The organism is Xiashengella succiniciproducens, assembly GCF_023674465.1.
Classification (GTDB): Bacteria; Bacteroidota; Bacteroidia; order Bacteroidales; family Marinilabiliaceae; genus Geofilum; species Geofilum succiniciproducens.
Map to the genome: position 1 here is coordinate 675767 of NZ_CP098400.1, position 19389 is coordinate 695155.

The window sequence follows — 19389 nt, forward strand, 5'->3', positions numbered from 1 at the left end:
GATGTAAAAGGAATTGTTTTAAAAGGAGGTGACTCAGCTGGGATTCGAACCCAGGACCCCATCCTTAAAAGGGATGTGCTCTACCGGCTGAGCTACTGAGTCTGGAGCGCATTTTTTGGAAACGCGTTGCAAAAGTAGGTTCTTATTTCCAAAGTTGCAACTAATGCGATTAAAAAAATGACTCATATGTCCTGTTTGAATGGATGTGGACGAGGATAAGTCTTTGAGTTTAATAGGAATAAATAGGGAGGGGTGTGTGTCAAAAAAGTGTATTTTTTTATTTCAACTTCTGGAATGCCCGCCAGTCTTAGATATTTCGTTAAAAATCTAAAAAAACAGAGGGCAATAATTTGTGGATACCTAAATTTTCATACTTTTGCACTGTCAAATTCGGTCTGTAGCTCAGTTGGTAGAGCAGCTGACTCTTAATCAGCGGGTCCTGGGTTCGAGTCCCAGCAGACCGACAAACTTAAGTATAGAAGACAACGAAAGCCTGTAAATCGTCTGATTTACAGGCTTTTGCCGTATTTGTAGCTCTTTAAACTACACCAAAACCTAAGGCCAGAGAAATTAAGATGAGCATTACCGCAACTATTAGTTGGATGCTCCTCAAGGTTACTTTTTTTAAGAAGCCTTTTGCCGAAATATGCCCCTGCAATTGCTGCAATTGTCGCCGAAATTAAGAGTGTCAAATTTTCTTTGCCAAACTGGACTTTTTGGAACGACGGGGAAATTTCAAGTATCGAAAAGGTAATTAAAAGTAATGCGATGACTAGTTTCACAGGAGTGATTTCAAATGACCTTCCCCAAAGTTCGTATTGCAACAACGTTGGTAAAATATGGCGAAAACAGGGGTTAGAATAGTTCCCAGCCCAAAGCCCGAAAAGAACGTTAAAACAGCAGTGAAAAATGCCGCCAAACATATAATTATGATTTCCATACAGTTCTATTTTTATGTTCCTGGCATGTATTTGTAAGGTATTACCTGATTATCGTATGATCCATTTGCTACCCGGCAATAGCGAGATAAGCTTGGCTACTTAATCCAGCTTTATGTCCACTTTCCAGTATTCAGCAATTGCTTTTAATTCCTCTTTTGTAAGGTAGGTAACTGCGCCATGTTTAGGACTGCTGAAATTGGTAGTTTTCATCACTCCTTCGTTAAAATGCCCCAAATTGGTGTAATTAATAAAGTCGGCAGTTTCGCTGAATCCCATATTACTTGGACGAAGACCGTACACATCATACATAAGCACGTAATTGTTTGTTCCAAGCCGCTTGAAGAGGTTAGGGGCTTCTGTATTAACACTTTCAGGATCTATCCTATGATTTCCTGGCTGGTAACCTTCATTAATTTTATCGGAGACAGAATGTAAAATTCTAGCATCCGATACATAAAACATATGGTATTCATCACCAACCTTGGTAATATCGCCATCTAATCCACCAATCTCTGTTATGCGTGTGGGTGTAGTTTCGAGTTTCGTGAAATCGTCATTTGTGTACGAATAGTACATGTGGCATTCTTTATTGTTGTAACGGATAGTAAAATAGATCATCATCTTTTTGGCAGTAGGATCGTATACCGTTTCGGGTGCCCAGGAGCAATCAATATCGCCGAGCTCCGGAAAAGCAAGGTCAACGCGAAAATTGGAATGTGTCCAATGTATTAGGTCGTATGATTTCATTAATACCAGTGCACGATTGTTACCCCAGCCATATTTGTCGATAGGGCGTTGCCAGTCGGTATCTCTGAATCCGGCACGTTTGCCAAAAATATGAAGATCGGTCATTGCCAGGTAGAAAGCGCCATCAGGGCCACGGGTAATGTGTGGGTCGCGTACTCCTTTTTGTTCTGCCAGTTCCGATCCAATAAAAATTGGCTGTCCCTTATTTATATCGGTAAAAGTATATCCATCAGCACTTATAGCCATATAGGCCGATTGATCTTGATCTTTAAAATATACAAACAGGTACCCGGCAAGGTCTTTCTCGTCGAATTTTTTGGGTTTCATGCTTTTCTCCAGTTTTGGCACAATTTTAATACCTGGAGTTTGCTCCAATTTATTCTCCTGAGCAAATGAGCTGTAAACAGCCGCTACATTTATAAAACCAATGAGAAGAAATAGATTTATGTATTTCATTTTATTAGAGTTTGTTTCAATTATATCCTAATGGTTCCAATCTTTCGATCTGAGACGTAACACTCTCAAATTCAGTTTTACCAGCTTAGCTTTTTCAATACGACCCACCACTTCAACAATGGAATCGGGATTGACAGCTTTTAGGAACTTGATATTTTCAGTGTTTACTGTAAACATTCTTTGGCGTGTAAAACGTGTTGCTGTAATATATGCCACTTCATCCATCCATTGCATTGCCTGACCGCCAAAAAGAGTTTCGTTGGCATTAAGCGAGTTGGGAAATATTGCCTTAAACTGGCGTGTTTCGCTTAATTGGATATGTTTTTCCATAATTAATTAGAGTTTTGGGAACAAAAATATAATTTTATTTGAACATATGTTCAAATAAAGTTTTTAATTATGAACAAATGTTCATTATATTTACATCAAAATTCGATTTGATGGCACGAACAAAAAAGAACAGGTTAATACAAATGGCTCCTGATTTTGGTGGTTTTATACCCCAAGGAATACAAAATAGAAATGGGAAAGAGGTACATATCAATTTCGAGGAATACGAAGCGTTAAACCTGTGTGATTACGAATTGCTCACACAAGCCGAGGCTGCCAAAATGATGAATGTATCACGACCAACATTTACGAGGATTTATGAAAGCGTACGCCGGAAAATTGCTAAAGCGTTTATTGAAGGTAGTCCTATTCGTTTCGAGGGTGGGAACGTGGAAATTGCAAGTTGGTATAAATGCGAACATTGCAAAATTACATTCACTTTGGTTGAGAATTCGCCCAAGGTTTGTCCTCTGTGTAAAAATTATATAATAACCGAAAACAAATAGCACCATGAAAATAGCCATAGCAGCAAGCGAAAACCATGTTAAATCACAAGTTGACCCTCATTTCGGGCGATGCGACTGGTATTGTTTTTTTGATACCGATACAAAGCAAATTGAGTTTGTAGAAAATACATTCCGTCATCACATAGAAAAAGCAGGTTGTGAGGCTGTTGATTTTATGTCGGGCACAGGTATAAACATTGCGATTGCTGGGCGTTTTGGTTCAAAAGTAGTGGAGGCATTCAGGGCAAATAAAATTCAAATGATTGTGCCTGAAAAAGCAAAAACAATAGAAGAAATTATTAATCAGATAAAATAATGTGTTATGAAAGTAGCAGTACCTACAAGAAACAAAGTCGTTGACGACCATTTTGGTCATTGCGAAGCGTACACGGTTTTTACTGTTGACGCAAACAACAATATTGAAAAAGCTGAAATGCTACCTTCACCGCAGGGTTGTGGTTGCAAAAGCAATATTGCAGCAATTTTAAAAGAAAGAGGCGTGAGCGTCATGCTTGCCGGAAACATGGGCAGTGGTGCATTGAATATACTTCAAAACCATGGTATACAAGTATTGCGTGGTTGCTCCGGCGATGTTAACCAACTGGTAGAAACCTTTTTGAAAGGTAATATTGAGGATTCGGGCGAAGGTTGTCATCATCACGAAGAACATGGCGAAGGACACGTTTGTAATCATAATCGGTCACCCCAGTTTTGACACTTGTTGTAAAAGGCCATGTAAATAAACATTACCAGATGGAAAAAATAAATTCAATTTCACAAACCGAATAAATATTTTGTTATGACACAAATGAACCATAAAGGTCCGGAAGGAAAAGGTCCGATGACTGGGAGGAAGTTAGGATTTTGCACAGGCAAAGAGCCAAATGATGAATCGTTATTAGGCAAGGGCATGGGCAAACGTAGAAAAATGGACGGCAGTAATGGACTTGGGAAACGGTTGAAATATAGTCAGACAAAAAGTTTAAAATGAGAGTTGCCGTAATAATAGACAATAATCCGCACCCTTCGCAAGATCTCCTTACCGAACACGGATTAAGTATTTACTTTGAAGCTGATGGCTTCAAATGGCTTGTTGATGTTGGGGGTTCAGCACAATTTTACACCAATGCTGTAAGTATGGGGATCAATGTTGAGGATGTTGATTTTCTTGTTTTATCACACGGGCATTTTGACCACACAGGCGGATTGGAACAATTTATTAAAGTGAATAAGAAGGCGCAAATTATCATATCAGCACAAATATTGGGTAAAACATTCTACTCTTACCGACTACAAGCAAAACGAGATATTAGTATAAATCATTCAGTTGTGAACCAGCATATCAATCGGTTTATCGTTGCCGATGGTAATATGAGAATTAGTACAAATGTCGGTTTAGTTTGTGAAATCCCCATAATCTATACAACGCCTAAAGCAAACAATAAGCTGTTCATTGTAGATTCGGATGGCGAGCAGCCGGACGGATTTAAACATGAAGTTGCTTTAGCCGTGAATACGGCTGAGGGTATTGTTGTCTTTTCGGGTTGTTCCCATAATGGTGTTTTGAATATCCTCGAAGCTTGCTCTATTTACTTTAACCAACCTCAAATCATAGCCTGTATCGGTGGAACTCATTTAATTGACAGCGATGCAATTAATAAGTTTGAAACTGAATCAGAGATTAACGAAATCGGCAAAACAATTGTTAGTAGTTATCCCAATATGCAATTAATCACTGGTCATTGCACTGGAATAAATGTACAAAGCCAGTTATCGAAAATCTTAGGTGTTAATTTTAAGTCTTTTCATAGTGGCACTTACTTATCATTTTAGAAATGGATCTCTTCACAGTATCAGATAAAGAATCCATATATTGAGATTCTGTAATTAATGCAAGCTCTTTTGATAACTGGATATTCCGGTGATATTGACCCCTCATTCCGGTGATACTGACCCCTCACTGGTAGAGGTTCAAAGAACGTGATAGACTGACAATATTACCGTTTTTTTCTTAAACTTTCTCCATTGAGCTCGATACGATATGCAGTATGAACTAATCGGTCCAGGATAGCATCTGCTATTGTATCATCTCCAATGATATCATACCAGTTAACTACTGGAAGTTGACTGGTAATAATCAAGGAGTTTCGAGCATGTCTGTCTTCTATAATTTCCATGATATCCATACGTTGCTGTTGGTCTAATCTGGTTAGTCCAAAGTCATCTATAATAAGTAAATCTGTTTTGGATAACTTTGTAAACATCTTATGGATAGAGCCTTCAAGTCTGGCCATTTTTGTTCTCATCAGCAGCTTCTGTAAGTTGTAGTAAGCTACCTTTTTACCCTGCATACAAGCTTGTTGTCCTAAGGCCGACGCAAGGAAGCTTTTCCCACAACCCGAAGCCCCTGTGATTAAAACAGACTCGCCATTTTCCATGTATGCTCCAGTGGCAAGCGTTGCTAACATTTCTTTATCTACCCCTCGGGCAGCATCAATGTAAATTTCTTCTATTGTTGCTTGATAGCGGAAGCCCGCATTCTTTTTAAGTCGTTCGAACCGATTGTTCTTACGACTTTGATACTCATTCTGTAATAAAAGTTTTAGTCCTTCAGATAGGCTTAGTTCATGATGTTTTCGTGTTTCAAGCAGAGCCTTGTCTTTGGGACTTCTTACCCTTGCCGGAACAATGGTTGTTCCATAGTGATTAGCCAAGTCATCAAGTGCCACATTGAGTTCCGGTTCATAGCGATCTGACTTTATTACAGCTGACTTTAAGTTGTCAGGGACAATGGCTCTTGGAACTCCTCCAAGATAGGACAGGCAGCAAGATATGGCATAAATAAAATCCTCAACTCCTTGCGTTTTTACAGCCATTGCAAAGGCATAATCGGAGTATGGAAGGCATGCTACAAAAACCTGACACTTAATAATCTCTCCGGTTTGTATATCGACATATGATAGCTGCTTACCAGCAAAATCAATGAAGAGCTTGTCTGAAGGTTCATGATGTAATACGGCAGTAGGTTTGGATGCCTTTTGATGCTGATGCAGATGATAACAAAACTGTGAGAAGCTGTAACCGTTAGGGTTGGATTCTTTGTATTCTTCCCAAAGGATTAGCCTGGTTACCCCATTGCGCTTAAGCTCTTGGACATAATAATCCATCTGCTTTTTTAGAAACTCGTAGCGATGTTCCTTATATGAAGGATTACCCAGAAGAAATTTGCTCTCAAGAACAGGATCGTCAAACTCTAGCAAATCATCGATATTATATCCTGATGATCCATACTTATGAAGATAAGACTTCACAGTATTCTTGCTAATGCCCAGAATGCGAGCAATCTCTTTCTTTGCTTTACCTTGTTGGTGTAGCCGAAGTAACTGTTTTATCTGACTCATTGGTCTGGTTTTTCCTGCCATCACAAGACTTTTTAGTGGATAGTTCCACTAAGGAAACCAAAACCAGTGAATTTGATATGATTATCATAAAGGGGGTCAACATGCTCCGGAATTTGGTGGTCGCCGAAGACGATGATTGCCCAACGTGATTTTGCAATCTTTAATATTGGGGGTCAGCATCTGCCGGAATGACAGAAAAACACTGTATTTATTTTACTCGGTTTTTCTCCGGAACTAGGGGGTCAACATGCTCAGGATTATCCAGGGGGTTTGGAACTTTTCCTTGTCAACCCGTTATAAAGCTACCAAAAAGCGAAAAACTTTCCAAATTCATTATCAGCCCAAATAAAATAAACACGCTGTTGTGCACTGGCGTTAAATTCTTCGTCGTTTTAATGTCTTTATTCGGTGCGTTTGGAAAAGACACACTCTTTGCCAAGTTTAGGATTGTGGGGCGGCAAATGCGACTTGGCAATGTGTGTGGCTGTGCTGTAGAACTTACTTTAACTTTTTGTTGAGCATTTCTTTAATATTCAAATGTTTTGCATCTGAAATCTTTTTTGAATTTTCATCAACTAGTTTTATCCAGTCAGTCACTTTTTCGTTTTCTGTTGTTTTTATACCCCAATACTCAGATAATTCAGACGGAGAAGTAAGTGCTAACGTTTCAATAATCGAGTCAAAGTTTTTAAATAAGTTTACCAATACTCTAGGAACACTATTGTAAACAATTTCCCCAATCATAATTTGCCCTTTTCCCGTTGCTGTAAACAAATCGCGAATATTTGGGCAAACAATAGCTTCACTTGTGACTAGCCAAATAGAAAACCTCCCAAATTTATCACTGCGATTGCTAAATAGTTCAGGAAAGTAAACCATTGCTTTGTTCTTAATGTCCTGTTTTTCAATAATCGATAGGTTGTTCCAGACTTTAATAACTAAGTTACTTGATTTTGCATTTTCTTGGTCAATCCACCATAAATCTTCCCCTGGTTTAAGTTTGCTCTTATAGTATTCAACTATTGGCTTTATCGGATTTTTGTTTTTCCTTAATGTGTCGTAAGGTGCTTTTATTTTGTCAAAAATAGTTTTTCCTTTTTCAAGGTTCATGTCTATCAGGTAGCGTGGCGAGTGAGTAACAACCACTTCAGATAAACATTCTTCATATGGACGACACCTGAATTCTATTGGACTTGCTAGTTTTGCGAAGAGCATAAAGATTCTTTCAACATCATCAACTCGTGTTGTTTCAAGAACACTATTTCCAGTTGTTTTCCAATGGTTTTGCGTAGTTGTTTTAACTTCAACACCGTAATATTTTTTTGCAATAATATCAGGGAATCTCTGACCTCCAATAAGTTCAATAGAATTTTCAAAGGGCGAACCAACTGCTAAATCTGTCATAACATCTTTAACCAATGGCTCTAACTTGTTGCCTGTAAGTGCAGAAATTGACTTGGCAGATTTCTTGGCTTGGTTGTTTAGTTCTTCAATGGTTGAGTTTAGTAGAAAGTCGAATTCCTTTCTGTTGGGTTCTGGGTTTGCTGAGATAATCATCGCTTACTTTTTAAAATATAGATTCCAAATATCCTCAATTCGTTTTGCTAAATTATAGGCAAGTAGGGGTGGTACTGCATTGCCAATAATTTTGTATGCTTGAGAAGGACTTACTAAAAATGAACCTTTTCTTCCATAACTTTTTTCAATCACAAATTCATAATCAGGAGGGAATGTTTGTATTAGTGCGCATTCTCGAACAGTAAGTCGCCTTTCTTTTAATCCCTTTTTCAACTCTTCATCAATTTTGCCTCCGTTTTCAGCGGATAGTCTTCTAAACTCAATATTCCCGTGATGTTCGGCTCTAATAGTTGGGCCGATAGTATTTAGTTTGATTTCAGTTTGACCTTGACAATGAGAACCCATATACTTGGCTTTCGAAAAATACTTTTGCGAAAGGTCTTCAGATTGTTCTGGTTCTACCAAATTTTTAAAAACATCATTCAGCGTTACGTGACGTTTTAATCCGATGCCTTCAACTGTGTATGCGTGAGTTGGATTTGGGTAAGGATTGTAAATTTCCGAAATATTCTTTTTCGATAGTTCCACTAACGCTTTGTTTGATAGTGCAGATTTCCTAATTCCAATAAAAATTACCCTTTCTCTTGATTGAGGAACTCCAAAGTTTGCGGCATGAAGAACCTGAGGTTCTAAAACAATGTAACCATTTTCTCCAGCACTCGAAAAATCGTTTTGAATTATTTCTTTTACATTTGAAAGATTTACAAGCCCTTTAACATTTTCGGCAATAAAAATCTTTGGTTTTGTGATTTCTATTACCTCCTTCATCCACATATAAAGTTGACCTCTTGTTTCGATAGAAGCTTCATTATCCTTAATAATTTCTCCTTTATGATTTTTGTGCGAGTTAAAGCCGTTTCTTTTCCCTGCAACGCTAAAATCCTGACAAGGAAATCCTCCCGTGACGATATCAACATTATCAGGAAAAATATCTACACCAAGTTTATGGAGTTTTACTAAATCAACGATGCTGTCAGTATGAAAAGAATCTGGGTTGTGACCTCTTTTGGAGAAGTAGTTTATCCAAGCATTTCTTGCATCAGGAAGAATGTCATTAGCAAAAACAGTCTTAAACCTAGTTTTTTTTAGCTGAATAAAACCGTTGTCAAGATATTTGTCAATAAAATGAGGTGTAAGTTTTTCATTAATTGATGAGGCAAGAACAGAAAATCCACCTTCAAACCCTAAATCCATTCCACCACAACCAGAGAACAGAGAAAGAATATTTAATGTTTCAACCTTTCCCTTCCCGTTTAATCCTTTAACTTTATCAGGTTTGGTCGAAAACTTAATTCCTAGTTGCGGTTCTTCCGCTACATCAACTTCAAGTATTTCTTTATTGGTTCTCATAGTTAATTGCTAACCGAATGGGTTTTTAAGTATTGAACTTTTTTTTCTGCAAGTTTAAGAACTCTGTCAGCGCAATTTTCATCCGCAATATCGTACGCAATCTTATCACTAATGTATTGAGCAAGAAGTTCCTCCTTGTCAATATCTAATGTTTCAGATAGCTTTAATATGAGTTCTTTGTTTGGTCTTCTTTCATTCCTTTCAATCTTGCTTAAAATTGCAGGGTCAATGTCAAGACTTGCAGCCACTTGTCTTAAAAGTAACCCAAGGCTTTCTCTTTTATTTCTAATTATCTGACCAATAGTTTCCATTTGAACAATATGTCTTGACACTATTTGTCAAATATAAGATATGTTTCAAGTTTTATCAAGATGTTGCATTCAGAACTTTTTAACATTTTCTTAACGAGTTTAGAGTGTGCGTTGGAAAACGAAGGCTCTTTTGGCTGCGAAGCGGTCGCTTGTGGGTTGGGCGGCCAAATGTGCCTGAGTGTGTGGTGGATGTATCTTTCTGTAAGCGATAAATTGGTCTATCTGTCTGGTTTTCTTCGCTTGTGCACAACGGTCACGTATATGAAACGTTTGGCATTTCGAAGCACTTTCCTGTCAAGTTACAAGAACTTTCGATACGGGCTGAGACTCTCGATAACCCACTGACTGCCAAATGTTTTATATACGATGTGTGTGCCTTGAATGGTAAATATAAACAAATTTTCACATTTTATTGTGTGAGAAAGTCCAGAGAGTGCAAGTCTCTTATGTACTTGGGTAACGCCAGGAAACATTAGTAAGTCGCAAGCTGGTTTGGAGTGATCCATGCAGTGAAGTAAGCGAGACTACAAAAATCTGAACTGACGAACAGGAACGGAATACGAGGCATAATTGTATGGGTGAGTAACCACATCATTGCGAAGCCCAACGAACACCACAAGTACAGTTATGTAGATTCCGCAGGATTAGATGGAAGGACATTTACCTTACCGAGGGAGGTCTCTGATGTTGCGTTTTCAGCAATTCAGAGAAGTCAGCAGAGGTCATAGTACTTTGGAGATACGAGCCACAATAGATATGTGGAGGTCTCACAACCAAAGGAAGGACTGAACGTATTTTGGTTCTTAATTCACAACGGAACGTGTCTTTTGACAGGTAGCCTTGGGAAAGCGGAACAGGTTAAAACAAATGAATAAGAATGATTGAACAAGTACTACATCCTTACAATGTGCAGTGTGCCCTAAAGCAAGTAATTGCAAATAAAGGCAGTGCAGGCGTGGACGGAATAAAGGTGTGCGAGCTGACCGATTGTTTTCGGAAAGCGCAAGCACAACTTTATTCTTCCATACGAGAGATGAAGTACCTTGCTCAACCCATTCTTGGAGTGGATATTCCCAAAGGAAATGGTAAAACACGACTTTTAGGAATACCCACAGTAACAGATAGAGTGTTGCAACAAGCGGTGTCACAAGTTCTGATGCCAAAGTATGAGAGTGATTTTAGTGTTCATAGCTACGGATTCAGACCCAACAAAAGCGCCCGCCAAGGTGTTGGTAAAGCGCTGGATTACATCCACGAGGGGTTCTCGTTTATCGTAGATATTGACCTAAAGACATTTTTTGACGAAGTAGACCATTGCTTACTTCTGAACCTACTTCACCAAAAGGTAAAATGCCCGATAACTATGCGTTTAATACGCAAATGGTTACGAGCTCCAATCCAAATCAATGGCAAATTACGCAAACGAAGAAAAGGAGTTCCACAAGGTTCTCCCTTAAGTCCGTTATTGGCAAATATCCTGCTCAATGAGTTGGATAAAGAACTGACACGACGCAATCTTCGGTTTGTGCGTTACGCAGATGATTTCAGCATTTATACCAAGTATAAAAGCCACGCAACTGCCACGTTAAAAGCTATTGAGAAGTTTTTGAAAACCAAACTTAAACTCACCATTAATCGTGAGAAAAGTGGCGTTAGAAAACCAGTGCAATTTGAGCTGCTGGGATTCGGATTCGAATCAACTTACAAGAAGGGAGATAAAGGTAAATACCAATTGGTAGTAGGAAAGAAGGCGTGGGAACGGTTGAAACAGCGATTGAAATTCATCACCCGAAAAACTACTCCGAAGAGTTTTGATGAGCGTATCCAACAGATTAACGAAGTCCAACGAGGATGGTTAAACTACTTTCGTGGAACAAGTATCAAAGGAAAACTCAAGAAACTGGATGGATGGCTACGAAATCGACTACGCTATTGCATCTGGCATCATTGGAAGAAGCCCGAGCGGAAAAGAAAGAATCTTATTCGTTTAGGCGCTGACCAAGGCGATGCTTATGCATTTAGTCGGTCTCGCAAAGGGGGATGGGCAATCGCTCAAAGTCCTATTTTAGGGACAACCATCACTATTTCAAGGCTAAAGAGACGCGGGTACATATCTATGCTGGAACTTCATTTGTCGTTTAACCCATCAAGGTACGAACCGCCGTATATGCAACTAAACAAAATGACTGAGTGTCATTTGTGCAAGTTGGGAGCTTGCTCGCGTACGTACGGTGGTGTGAGAGCCTAAACCTGAGCCATTTGGCTCAGGTCGGGCTACTCGATTACCGGCTGGGCTTCTTGTCTGTCCGTTATGGTTCTATGCCTAAAATTAGTAATGGAACTGGTGGGCTATTTCGTCCTTGTCGCATTACGTTGTAAACTTCTCCTTCGTAATAAGCCACGCCACTACTCATTTGTGATTGCATTTTCTTTGTCGGCAGAATTTCAATTCCTAAGTTGATAACACCACCAGAGTAGAATAGCATATGTTTTACAAACAAGTCAAACGCAACAAAAGCATATTTGCCAAATTGAACTTCAACAGCAATTTTGTCCTTCACAAAGTCCGTTTGGTTGTAGCTATAAATTGGTTCTTTCTCTCCGTTGGCAATCAGAAATTCCTTTTGCTCTTTTGCAGACATTAGCACACTTTTTTCCATTAATTCTCGGTTGAGAGTAATGTAATAGTTGTATCTGCTTTCTGCCCATTTTCTTTTGTTGAACTCTGTATTAAACGCTTCGTTCAAGTCTATTGGGGATAAAAGACTGTTTCCGATTTTCCTTTTTTCCTTGCTGATTTTCGTTCTGAATTGGTCAGCGTCAATACTTGCAATAACTTGTTTAATTTCTTTGTAAAGGTCATTGTGGTGAACGATAAGGTATTCTTCTCCGTTCAGGTGCGAATATTTTTGTGCTATTTTCATTAGTGTCCGTTTGTTCCGTTACCGTTTACAAATGCAAGTTCTGCCCATTCTTTTGGTATTTGAGCAACCTTATCTTTTCCTGTCGGCTTGTGGATTGGTTTATTAATTGGTCTTATTTTCAATTTCCCTTCTTTAAGGTCTTCAATTCTTTTGTTTGCGATTTTGCAATATTCTTTTTCTTTTTCAATTCCCATTCCGTTGCGGTTGTTTTTAATTGCTCCAATTACTGTTGAGCCAACACCAGCAAATGGGTCGAGCACCCAACTTCCTTCATCTGTCAATGCCAAAACGCAACGTTCAACTAATTCAATAGGAAACTGGCAAGGATGTTCTGTTTTTTCAGGATGATTTGATTTTACATTCGGAATATCCCACATTGCCTTGTCCCAATCTTGTTCGATTATTTCCCAAATATCACTCGGATTTTTGCCAAGTGGATTTCCAGATGGTTGTCCTTTTTTAGGACCTTTGAAATGTCTTTTGCCAGGATACTTTGAAGGAACTCTTACATTGTCCAGATTAAAAATATAGTCGTCTGTTTTGCTAAACCAAAGTAAAGTCTCATAACGTCCGCTAAAGCGGTTGCTGGCGTGAAGTCCGTGTCCGAAATGCCAAACAATACGATTACGAAGTTTCAGTCCGTGCTTTTTGAAAATTTGGTAGTAAAATATGTCAAGAGGGAAAATTTCTCCTTTGTCAACGTAATTGCCAACTTGCCAACAAAGATTTCCCTTGTCAGAAAGTGTCCTTACGAGTTCAGAAATGATTTCTTCCTGTGTTTCAAGGTATTTTTCAATACTTGTCTTGGTCTCATAAGATTTCCCCACATTGTATGGTGGTGAAGTCAAAATGAGGTCAAATTTGCCGTCTTCAATTTTCTTGAGAACGGATAAGCAGTCACCGTTTTTTATAGCATAGTCGGTGTCTGGGCTTATGTAGTCAAATAATGGCTCTTTTACTCTCATTTTCTTTGTCCTAAGTTATTTAGCAAAGTTACTTTTTTAATGTTTTAAGTCCGTCAAAATTGTCCCGAAGTTGTCAACGGTTTTGTTGTCGGTTCGGTTTTTTAGCCTTGCCGGTAACGGGCTCGGGATTGGTGCTGAGAAACCCGGTTTTGCGAAGCAAAAGAGAGGGTAGAGCAGCATCCTAACCGGGTTTCATTGCACTAATCCTGTTGATGTGTGCAGTCGCTTCGCATGGCACTATCCTACATTGAAACACCCCTATCCCAAAACCCGGTTATTCCCGAGCCCGATGATATGCAATAGGTGGGAAAAGTGCGTAGCACGACCACCGTAAAGCGAAGCGTATTGCATATCATCGTCCGCCGGTATGCGCAGTTGCCGCATCAGGGCGCTTTCGTGTCGGGTTACCTACAAGGTAAGCAAATGAACCAACAATAGCAACCCCTCGGCCCGGCAATTGAGTATACCGGCTGTTGAACTAAATCCCTACGGGATAGCTCCTTTCAAAAATAACACAAATCTTTCTAGCCGCAAGCCGTTATATCTGTATTATTCACTTTAAAATAATGCAGTTATGAGAAAGAAAACAAGCTTAACTATTGTTGAGCGTGCCATGGTGCTTGTCCCTGAATTCAAGTCCAGGGCCGTGAAGCTGGAGCATCAGGTGGTACTTCGTGGCCAAAGCGCCAGCACCCTGAATAATTACATCAGGCGCATTGCCCTGTTTGTCATCCATTTTGAAAAATTACCCGAACAGGTTAGCGAAGACGAGATCAATGAGTACCTGGTTGCTTTGGCACGTGATCCCAAGGCGCCTTCGCGCAGCAGTTTCAAGCACATGGTTTACGGTCTTAGGTATTACTACCGTTTGTTGGGCATGAACAAAAAGGCCATTGCCCTGCCTTCATTGAAGCAGGACACCAAGTTGCCAATTGTCCTGAACCAACAGGAACTGAAAATGCTGTTTGCAGCACCTACACTGCTTAAACACCGGATAATCCTTACGCTCATTTATTCTGCCGGATTGCGAGGGCAAGAGGTCATCAATCTTAAAATATCAGATATTGACTTTGAACGCATGGTCATCCACATTCGCCAGAGCAAATACAAGAAAGACCGAATAGTTCCCTTGTCCCCTACTATGGCCATTGGACTCGAGAAGTATCTCAGAGCCGAGAACCCGCATGTTTGGCTGTTCAATGGCAAAGAGCCTGACGGTCGCTACAGCGTTAAAGGATTATCCTGGGTAATGCGGGAGAACCTTAAAAAGACCTCTATTGCCAAAAGTGTCAATCTTCATTCCTTACGGCATAGCTACGCAACGCATTTATTGGAGCAGGGATTAAACATCGTAACCTTAAGGGATTTATTGGGCCATGCCGACATTTCTACTACAATGATTTATCTTCATATTGCTCAGTGCCAGCACATAAACCCTCACAGCCCTTTAGATACCCTTTATGGAAAAGCACTGCAAAAGCAAGCATGAATTGGCTCACATTGTCCGCCAATTTGGGAAATCCTTGTTGCAGAGCGGTGAGCTATCCCCCAAACAAATCAAGGTTTTGTACAACATCCTCCAGTGCCGCACAGCCTCTTTGGGTGGTCATGAGCAGGTTTGTAAGGATTGTGGTGTGATACACTACAGTTACAACAGCTGTCGAGACCGCCATTGTCCCAAGTGCCAGGGAACCAAACAGGCTCTTTGGATTGAGAAGCTGATGAAATCAACACTTGCGGTGAAACACTACCACATCATTTTCACGGTACCTCATGAGCTCAACCAGATTTATCTGTGGGACAGAAGGCTTTATTGCAACATCTTGTTCCGTGCTGCCAGCCGTACGCTGCACAGCTTCGGTTATACACATTACGGTTGTGAAACCGGAGCCGTTGCGGTGTTGCACACTTGGGGGCAGAACCTTTCTCTGCATCCGCATTTGCACTGCATTGTCCCGGCAGCCGGTTATTCCTTGTCGGGGAAATGGCGCCATATCGGCAAATATGATAATTATCTGTATCCGGTGCACCAGTTGAGTGCTGCCTTTAAAGGCAAATTTCTAGACAGCATAAAAAGGGAGCTGCGAAAACTTTCTGCAATGGATGGCTTTAAAGTCTGCTTAGAGAAGGCCCATCAAAAAAAGTGGGTGGTCTATTGCGAGCCCTCTATGGCAGGTGCCGAGCATGTTATCAGGTATCTGGGGCAATACACCCATCGCATTGCCATCAGCAACCAGCGGATCTTGAACGTTGATCCAACACACGTAACTTTCGTAGCTAAAGACTACCGGGACCGGGCACAAAAGAAACCGGTATCACTGACCGGCGAAGAGTTTCTGCGTAGATTCTCTTTGCATGTAATGCCCGATGGTTATGTGCGTATTCGTCGATTCGGCATTTATCATCACTCTACAAAGCTTCATCTGGATTTACAATTTGTGCCCGATGAAAAGCCCGACATTGAGCAGATGGCAGCTGACCAAAACGATGAAACGGCCTCAGAGCGCATTTTAAGGCTGACTGGATTTGACCTAACCAAATGTCCGCATTGCAAAGAGGGACGTCTGATTGTCATTAGAACCTTACCCAGGATACGGTCACCCGCAGGAAATCTGCCCTCATTGCTTTTTGCGAAGTTGCAGTAACCTACAAAACACCCCCTTAAAAACTTCATTGACATGAGGTTCGGCATCGTATTGCCTTAACGGTAGGTTTTCAGCCAAAAAGGAACAGATTTTCAACTTCTCAGCCACTACGACCAGTCACTTCTTAAGTTCAAATGCTTAAAAACGGGAAGACGGTACCACGGGTGGCCTTGCCAAAAACATCAAAAACCGACTTAAAGTCCATAAAAGCAGGCTGCAGACCTAGCGGGATGTAGTTCAACCGAGAATAATCGCTGGGTCGTTCCGACCGCTCATATTCCTATATATTGTACGCTGGCTTTTTTTAATTTATGTTATACTGTACGTCCAACCACCTTAAATAATAAGGGTCAGAAATACTTTCTTTTACTCTTTTTTTGATTGCACTATTTGTCCTTACTTTTTCAGAATTCAAAACAGAGCATAGGACTAAAAATTTGGAAAGAGGATAAGGTCTTTGTTTGTTTTTAGGAAACAAGTAAAAGTTCAATCGACTATTCGTGTTGTTTAACTTCGAAAAAGTCAAAATTTGATTTGCTAATGTTACTGTATTTGTGATTCCGGAAGAAATCTGATTGTAAAGTAGTTTTTCAACTTTCACATTGTTTGAAATAAGAAGTCTTGATAAAATAGCTGTTACTTGTCTTCTTAAAAATGTATCTGTCTGCCATAGGTTTTTGTAATTATCTATAAATCTGTACAAGTCTTCTGGATGGTTATATTTTGCTTTGAACCATAGCACACAATAAAAGTCAGAAGGCAACTTACGTTTGAACGAAAATGCAGTTATTTTTTCCTCGAACTCTTTTAAAAATGCTTTGGATTTATCGTTTACTGGAATTTCCCAATTAGTAACAAGGTTGCATAATTGATAAAGAGACAAATCATCAAAAATATCAATCTTGTCAAGAATTTCAATTACGACCTCAGATGACTTTTTTAGATAACCAATATTTGACAAATACATAAGTAAATGGCTCCTTAACCCTGGATGGTCTATGTATTTTTCGGTTATAATAGACAATAAGGATTTTGAATGTAGTTTGCTGTATGTGGTTATGTATCGTTTAGCAATTTTATCCCAATATTTTGCTCCTCTATCTTTAAAATGCTTTTTGAATCGTTTATGTAACTCAGAACAAACCTTTTTATAGTCAGCATCAGTTTTCTTTGTCTTTTCGATACTGTCGATGTATCTATTAGCTTCTATTTGAAAATGATAAAATCCTTGCTCTTCGTCATAGATATCTGTTTTCGCAAGGTTCAAAGCAAGACCTCTTGTTTTGAGCATGTCTGAAACAGAACTTATAGTTTCTATTGCTTCTTTTTTTGTATCAACTCCAATTACGATGTCATCCATCCATCTTGTGAAGCTATTGTCTGTTTTTTGTTTAATTACTTCGTCAATTTCAAAAAGGAATGAATGAGCTAAAAGTCTAATTCCCTCAATATTTGTTGTTGGTAACCCTCGTTTTGTGTAAGGTAAGTAATCAGGTTTCCAAGCAATTTCTTGAATTATCCTAAAAAGTAGGTCAATTAAAACTTCGTCAATTTTACTATAACTGGTAAATACTTTTCTTAATTCATCTAAATCAATACTGTCGTAGTAATTTGAAAGGTCAGTTACTACTATTAATTCCTTCTCATCTTGAAAATGATAAATCTGTTTTTGAAGTTTCTTCCATTGTTGTCTCCAAGTCATATCGTACTCTTTTACTTCGTGAGGAAAAGCCATATTGTGCTTGTCTCGAGAATAAAAAGCATTCTCCGATGGTTGGTTTGAAAGGATTTTGTCTGCTATGTTTTCGACTAAGGTCTGTAAAACGACAGCATCATTTGGTTGAGGAATAACTAAATGTCGGCAAACACCAAACTTCTTTTCGATTCGATATATTAATGGCTGTGAAACTTTATACGTTCCGTTTAAGATTTCATTTCTAATTGCAAGAGCTCTTTCTTCAATATTGAAATTGAAATCGTAGTGGTCATAGAGGTCTCTTAAATCAAGACTTCTCAGCTGATTTTTGACTATTTTTCTCCAAACATCAGTCAGTTTTTTCTTCTCAAAAATTTTCGAGAGAGTTGCTTTTCTTAGTTTGTTGAATCTTTCTGTTTGCATTTAGTCTTTTTCAGCTTGCGTACAACGGATACATGTATAAAACGTTGGAGATTGCGGCCTTCGTCACTGTCTGCCGTTGCAAAAGCTGATGCGGGGCAGAAACATTCAAGTAACCACATAACTCCCAATGTTTTATACATGATGTTGGCGGGTCGTACTTTTTATTCTTCTTTTCCAAATATCACAGGTATAGTCCAAATTAGGTCAAACTGTTCTCCTCGTCTGTATAAAATATCCCTTTCTGGAATAGATTTCACAACTCGAACAGCTTCTTTATCTCTTTCATTATCCCAACCACGAATCACATTAACACTATCAATTTTCCCTTCTGCTGTTACACTTAAGATTTGTACAAAAACTCTTGCTTTTTCATAAGGTTCGCTGGTGATATTTGAGTAGTCAATGTTGTCTTGAATGTATTTTTTAAGTAACTCAGGATTCTCCGTAAATTTACTTTTTCTTGACTTAGAGTTATCGTAAATCTTTGTTTCAGTATGAATGCCATTTTTAAATGTAAATTCTTTCTCAAACTCATAAATCGAACCGTATCCCATATGTTCGTAATGAAGCAATTTTCCGTAAGGGTTTAAGATTGAATAACTATACCAATCAGCGAAGATTTTGCTTTTGGTATCTCTATCCTCGAAAATGAGTGACAAATCAATTTTAGTTGAGTCGCCTTGAACTTCTAGTAAGAATAAGCTGTCATTCTTTAATTCCCAATAAGCAATGTAACCTCTCCAACAAGCTGTCGAGTTGTAACCTAATTCAGCAAAAAGACTATCTGGTCTAAGGTGATTATCAAAATAGATTTCAAGAGGATTTGCGTAAATTGATAGTGTATCTCCTTTATAAATCAAGAAGTCAGGAATCTGAGCAGTCCCAAATGCTTTTTGATTTAAAAAGATCAAAGAAAACAGAATCAATATGTATGTTAGTTTCTTCATATTAGTATGCCCGCCAACACCTAAATAGGGGCAATTGCGTTTATGAGTATTATATGATTCAAAAAATTGTGTTGTAAGTGCTTGATATAACGATGATATAGACAAATTGTCTATATTTAGTTAGTCAACCTTGATGTTGCTATATGTCTAACAATTGTAGGAAAAATGA

General features: G+C 39.0%; 19 protein-coding genes and 2 tRNA genes. 9 read left to right on the forward strand and 12 right to left on the reverse strand.

Going from position 1 to position 19389, the window contains the following annotated elements; genetic code table 11:
• Nucleotides 1–29 precede the first annotated feature (29 nt).
• Nucleotides 30–102: transfer RNA gene (locus M9189_RS02905), tRNA-Lys, on the reverse strand.
• A gap of 289 nt (nt 103–391) precedes the next feature.
• Between M9189_RS02905 and M9189_RS02910 the strand changes: the two genes are divergently transcribed.
• Nucleotides 392–464, forward strand: a tRNA-Lys gene (locus tag M9189_RS02910).
• Nucleotides 465–509: 45 nt separating this feature from the next.
• Here M9189_RS02910 and M9189_RS02915 read toward each other — a convergent pair.
• From M9189_RS02915 to M9189_RS02925, 3 genes are all read right to left on the reverse strand, one after another.
• Nucleotides 510–923, reverse strand: coding sequence for a hypothetical protein (locus M9189_RS02915; RefSeq protein ID WP_250724444.1), 414 nt, complete (start codon nt 921–923; stop codon nt 510–512).
• A gap of 117 nt (nt 924–1040) precedes the next feature.
• On the reverse strand, nt 1041–2144 hold the full coding sequence (locus tag M9189_RS02920; RefSeq protein WP_250724445.1) for a glycoside hydrolase family 43 protein: 1104 nt from the start codon (nt 2142–2144) through the stop codon (nt 1041–1043).
• A 27-nt stretch (nt 2145–2171) separates the two neighbouring features.
• Nucleotides 2172–2474, reverse strand: a complete 303-nt coding sequence (locus tag M9189_RS02925; protein WP_250724446.1) for an acyl-CoA thioesterase — start codon at nt 2472–2474, stop codon at nt 2172–2174.
• Between the two features lie 110 nt (nt 2475–2584).
• Between M9189_RS02925 and M9189_RS02930 the strand changes: the two genes are divergently transcribed.
• The 5 genes from M9189_RS02930 to M9189_RS02950 all read left to right on the forward strand — a co-directional run bounded on the left by M9189_RS02930 (nt 2585) and on the right by M9189_RS02950 (nt 4813).
• Nucleotides 2585–2980: a DUF134 domain-containing protein gene (locus M9189_RS02930; RefSeq protein WP_250724447.1), complete on the forward strand. Its 396-nt coding sequence runs from the start codon at nt 2585–2587 to the stop codon at nt 2978–2980.
• A 4-nt stretch (nt 2981–2984) separates the two neighbouring features.
• A complete protein-coding gene (locus tag M9189_RS02935) occupies nt 2985–3296 on the forward strand; it encodes a NifB/NifX family molybdenum-iron cluster-binding protein (RefSeq protein ID WP_250724448.1) in 312 nt (103 codons plus the stop codon).
• A gap of 6 nt (nt 3297–3302) precedes the next feature.
• Nucleotides 3303–3695 carry a NifB/NifX family molybdenum-iron cluster-binding protein gene (locus M9189_RS02940; RefSeq protein ID WP_250724449.1) on the forward strand — a complete coding sequence of 131 codons (393 nt, stop codon included), beginning with the start codon at nt 3303–3305 and terminating at the stop codon, nt 3693–3695.
• A gap of 84 nt (nt 3696–3779) precedes the next feature.
• Nucleotides 3780–3971 carry a DUF5320 domain-containing protein gene (locus M9189_RS02945; protein ID WP_250724450.1) on the forward strand — a complete coding sequence of 64 codons (192 nt, stop codon included), beginning with the start codon at nt 3780–3782 and terminating at the stop codon, nt 3969–3971.
• Complete coding sequence (locus tag M9189_RS02950; RefSeq protein ID WP_250724451.1) at nt 3968–4813, forward strand: MBL fold metallo-hydrolase; 846 nt, start codon at nt 3968–3970, stop codon at nt 4811–4813. Before M9189_RS02945 ends, M9189_RS02950 begins: the two co-directional genes overlap by 4 nt.
• 164 nt (nt 4814–4977) lie before the next feature.
• On the opposite strand, the gene istB is transcribed toward M9189_RS02950, so the two are convergent.
• The 4 genes from istB to M9189_RS02970 form a co-directional block, all read right to left on the reverse strand.
• Nucleotides 4978–6402, reverse strand: a complete 1425-nt coding sequence (gene istB / locus M9189_RS02955) for an IS21-like element helper ATPase IstB (protein WP_250724452.1) — start codon at nt 6400–6402, stop codon at nt 4978–4980.
• A gap of 477 nt (nt 6403–6879) precedes the next feature.
• On the reverse strand, nt 6880–7938 hold the full coding sequence (locus M9189_RS02960) for a hypothetical protein (protein WP_250724453.1): 1059 nt from the start codon (nt 7936–7938) through the stop codon (nt 6880–6882).
• A 3-nt stretch (nt 7939–7941) separates the two neighbouring features.
• A complete protein-coding gene (locus M9189_RS02965; protein ID WP_250724454.1) occupies nt 7942–9309 on the reverse strand; it encodes a DNA cytosine methyltransferase in 1368 nt (455 codons plus the stop codon).
• A 2-nt stretch (nt 9310–9311) separates the two neighbouring features.
• Nucleotides 9312–9620 (reverse strand): helix-turn-helix domain-containing protein, encoded by a 309-nt coding sequence (locus M9189_RS02970; RefSeq protein WP_250724455.1) that lies wholly within the window; start codon nt 9618–9620, stop codon nt 9312–9314.
• 877 nt (nt 9621–10497) lie between these two features.
• Between M9189_RS02970 and ltrA the strand changes: the two genes are divergently transcribed.
• Nucleotides 10498–11868 (forward strand): group II intron reverse transcriptase/maturase, encoded by a 1371-nt coding sequence (gene ltrA, locus M9189_RS02975; RefSeq protein WP_250724456.1) that lies wholly within the window; start codon nt 10498–10500, stop codon nt 11866–11868.
• Between the two features lie 61 nt (nt 11869–11929).
• Here the strand turns inward: ltrA and M9189_RS02980 are convergent, their stop codons facing one another.
• Both M9189_RS02980 and M9189_RS02985 read right to left on the reverse strand, forming a co-directional pair.
• Complete coding sequence (locus M9189_RS02980; protein WP_250724457.1) at nt 11930–12544, reverse strand: BglII/BstYI family type II restriction endonuclease; 615 nt, start codon at nt 12542–12544, stop codon at nt 11930–11932.
• A complete protein-coding gene (locus M9189_RS02985; protein ID WP_250724458.1) occupies nt 12544–13509 on the reverse strand; it encodes a DNA-methyltransferase in 966 nt (321 codons plus the stop codon). The genes M9189_RS02980 and M9189_RS02985 overlap by 1 nt, the downstream gene beginning before the upstream one ends.
• A 574-nt stretch (nt 13510–14083) precedes the next feature.
• On the opposite strand from M9189_RS02985, the gene M9189_RS02990 reads away from it, so the two are divergent.
• Complete coding sequence (locus tag M9189_RS02990) at nt 14084–14998, forward strand: tyrosine-type recombinase/integrase (protein WP_250724459.1); 915 nt, start codon at nt 14084–14086, stop codon at nt 14996–14998.
• Nucleotides 14970–16154: an IS91 family transposase gene (locus tag M9189_RS02995; RefSeq protein WP_250724460.1), complete on the forward strand. Its 1185-nt coding sequence runs from the start codon at nt 14970–14972 to the stop codon at nt 16152–16154. The genes M9189_RS02990 and M9189_RS02995 overlap by 29 nt, the downstream gene beginning before the upstream one ends.
• 304 nt (nt 16155–16458) lie before the next feature.
• Here the strand turns inward: M9189_RS02995 and M9189_RS03000 are convergent, their stop codons facing one another.
• Nucleotides 16459–18273, reverse strand: coding sequence for an RNA-directed DNA polymerase (locus M9189_RS03000; protein WP_250724461.1), 1815 nt, complete (start codon nt 18271–18273; stop codon nt 16459–16461).
• 161 nt (nt 18274–18434) lie between these two features.
• A complete protein-coding gene (locus M9189_RS03005) occupies nt 18435–19325 on the reverse strand; it encodes an energy transducer TonB (protein ID WP_250724462.1) in 891 nt (296 codons plus the stop codon).
• Nucleotides 19326–19389: the final 64 nt, after the last annotated feature.

Bases quoted from the DNA above. Each gene is read 5' to 3' on its own strand.
- M9189_RS02915 (WP_250724444.1), bottom strand. From the start codon at position 923: ATGTTTGGCGGCATTTTTCACTGCTGTTTTAACGTTCTTTTCGGGCTT.
- M9189_RS02920 (WP_250724445.1), bottom strand. From the start codon at position 2,144: ATGAAATACATAAATCTATTTCTTCTCATTGGTTTTATAAATGTAGCG.
- M9189_RS02925 (WP_250724446.1), bottom strand. From the start codon at position 2,474: ATGGAAAAACATATCCAATTAAGCGAAACACGCCAGTTTAAGGCAATA.
- M9189_RS02930 (WP_250724447.1), top strand. From the start codon at position 2,585: ATGGCACGAACAAAAAAGAACAGGTTAATACAAATGGCTCCTGATTTT.
- M9189_RS02935 (WP_250724448.1), top strand. From the start codon at position 2,985: ATGAAAATAGCCATAGCAGCAAGCGAAAACCATGTTAAATCACAAGTT.
- M9189_RS02940 (WP_250724449.1), top strand. From the start codon at position 3,303: ATGAAAGTAGCAGTACCTACAAGAAACAAAGTCGTTGACGACCATTTT.
- M9189_RS02945 (WP_250724450.1), top strand. From the start codon at position 3,780: ATGACACAAATGAACCATAAAGGTCCGGAAGGAAAAGGTCCGATGACT.
- M9189_RS02950 (WP_250724451.1), top strand. From the start codon at position 3,968: ATGAGAGTTGCCGTAATAATAGACAATAATCCGCACCCTTCGCAAGAT.
- istB (WP_250724452.1), bottom strand. From the start codon at position 6,402: ATGGCAGGAAAAACCAGACCAATGAGTCAGATAAAACAGTTACTTCGG.
- M9189_RS02960 (WP_250724453.1), bottom strand. From the start codon at position 7,938: ATGATTATCTCAGCAAACCCAGAACCCAACAGAAAGGAATTCGACTTT.
- M9189_RS02965 (WP_250724454.1), bottom strand. From the start codon at position 9,309: ATGAGAACCAATAAAGAAATACTTGAAGTTGATGTAGCGGAAGAACCG.
- M9189_RS02970 (WP_250724455.1), bottom strand. From the start codon at position 9,620: ATGGAAACTATTGGTCAGATAATTAGAAATAAAAGAGAAAGCCTTGGG.
- ltrA (WP_250724456.1), top strand. From the start codon at position 10,498: ATGATTGAACAAGTACTACATCCTTACAATGTGCAGTGTGCCCTAAAG.
- M9189_RS02980 (WP_250724457.1), bottom strand. From the start codon at position 12,544: ATGAAAATAGCACAAAAATATTCGCACCTGAACGGAGAAGAATACCTT.
- M9189_RS02985 (WP_250724458.1), bottom strand. From the start codon at position 13,509: ATGAGAGTAAAAGAGCCATTATTTGACTACATAAGCCCAGACACCGAC.
- M9189_RS02990 (WP_250724459.1), top strand. From the start codon at position 14,084: ATGAGAAAGAAAACAAGCTTAACTATTGTTGAGCGTGCCATGGTGCTT.
- M9189_RS02995 (WP_250724460.1), top strand. From the start codon at position 14,970: ATGGAAAAGCACTGCAAAAGCAAGCATGAATTGGCTCACATTGTCCGC.
- M9189_RS03000 (WP_250724461.1), bottom strand. From the start codon at position 18,273: ATGCAAACAGAAAGATTCAACAAACTAAGAAAAGCAACTCTCTCGAAA.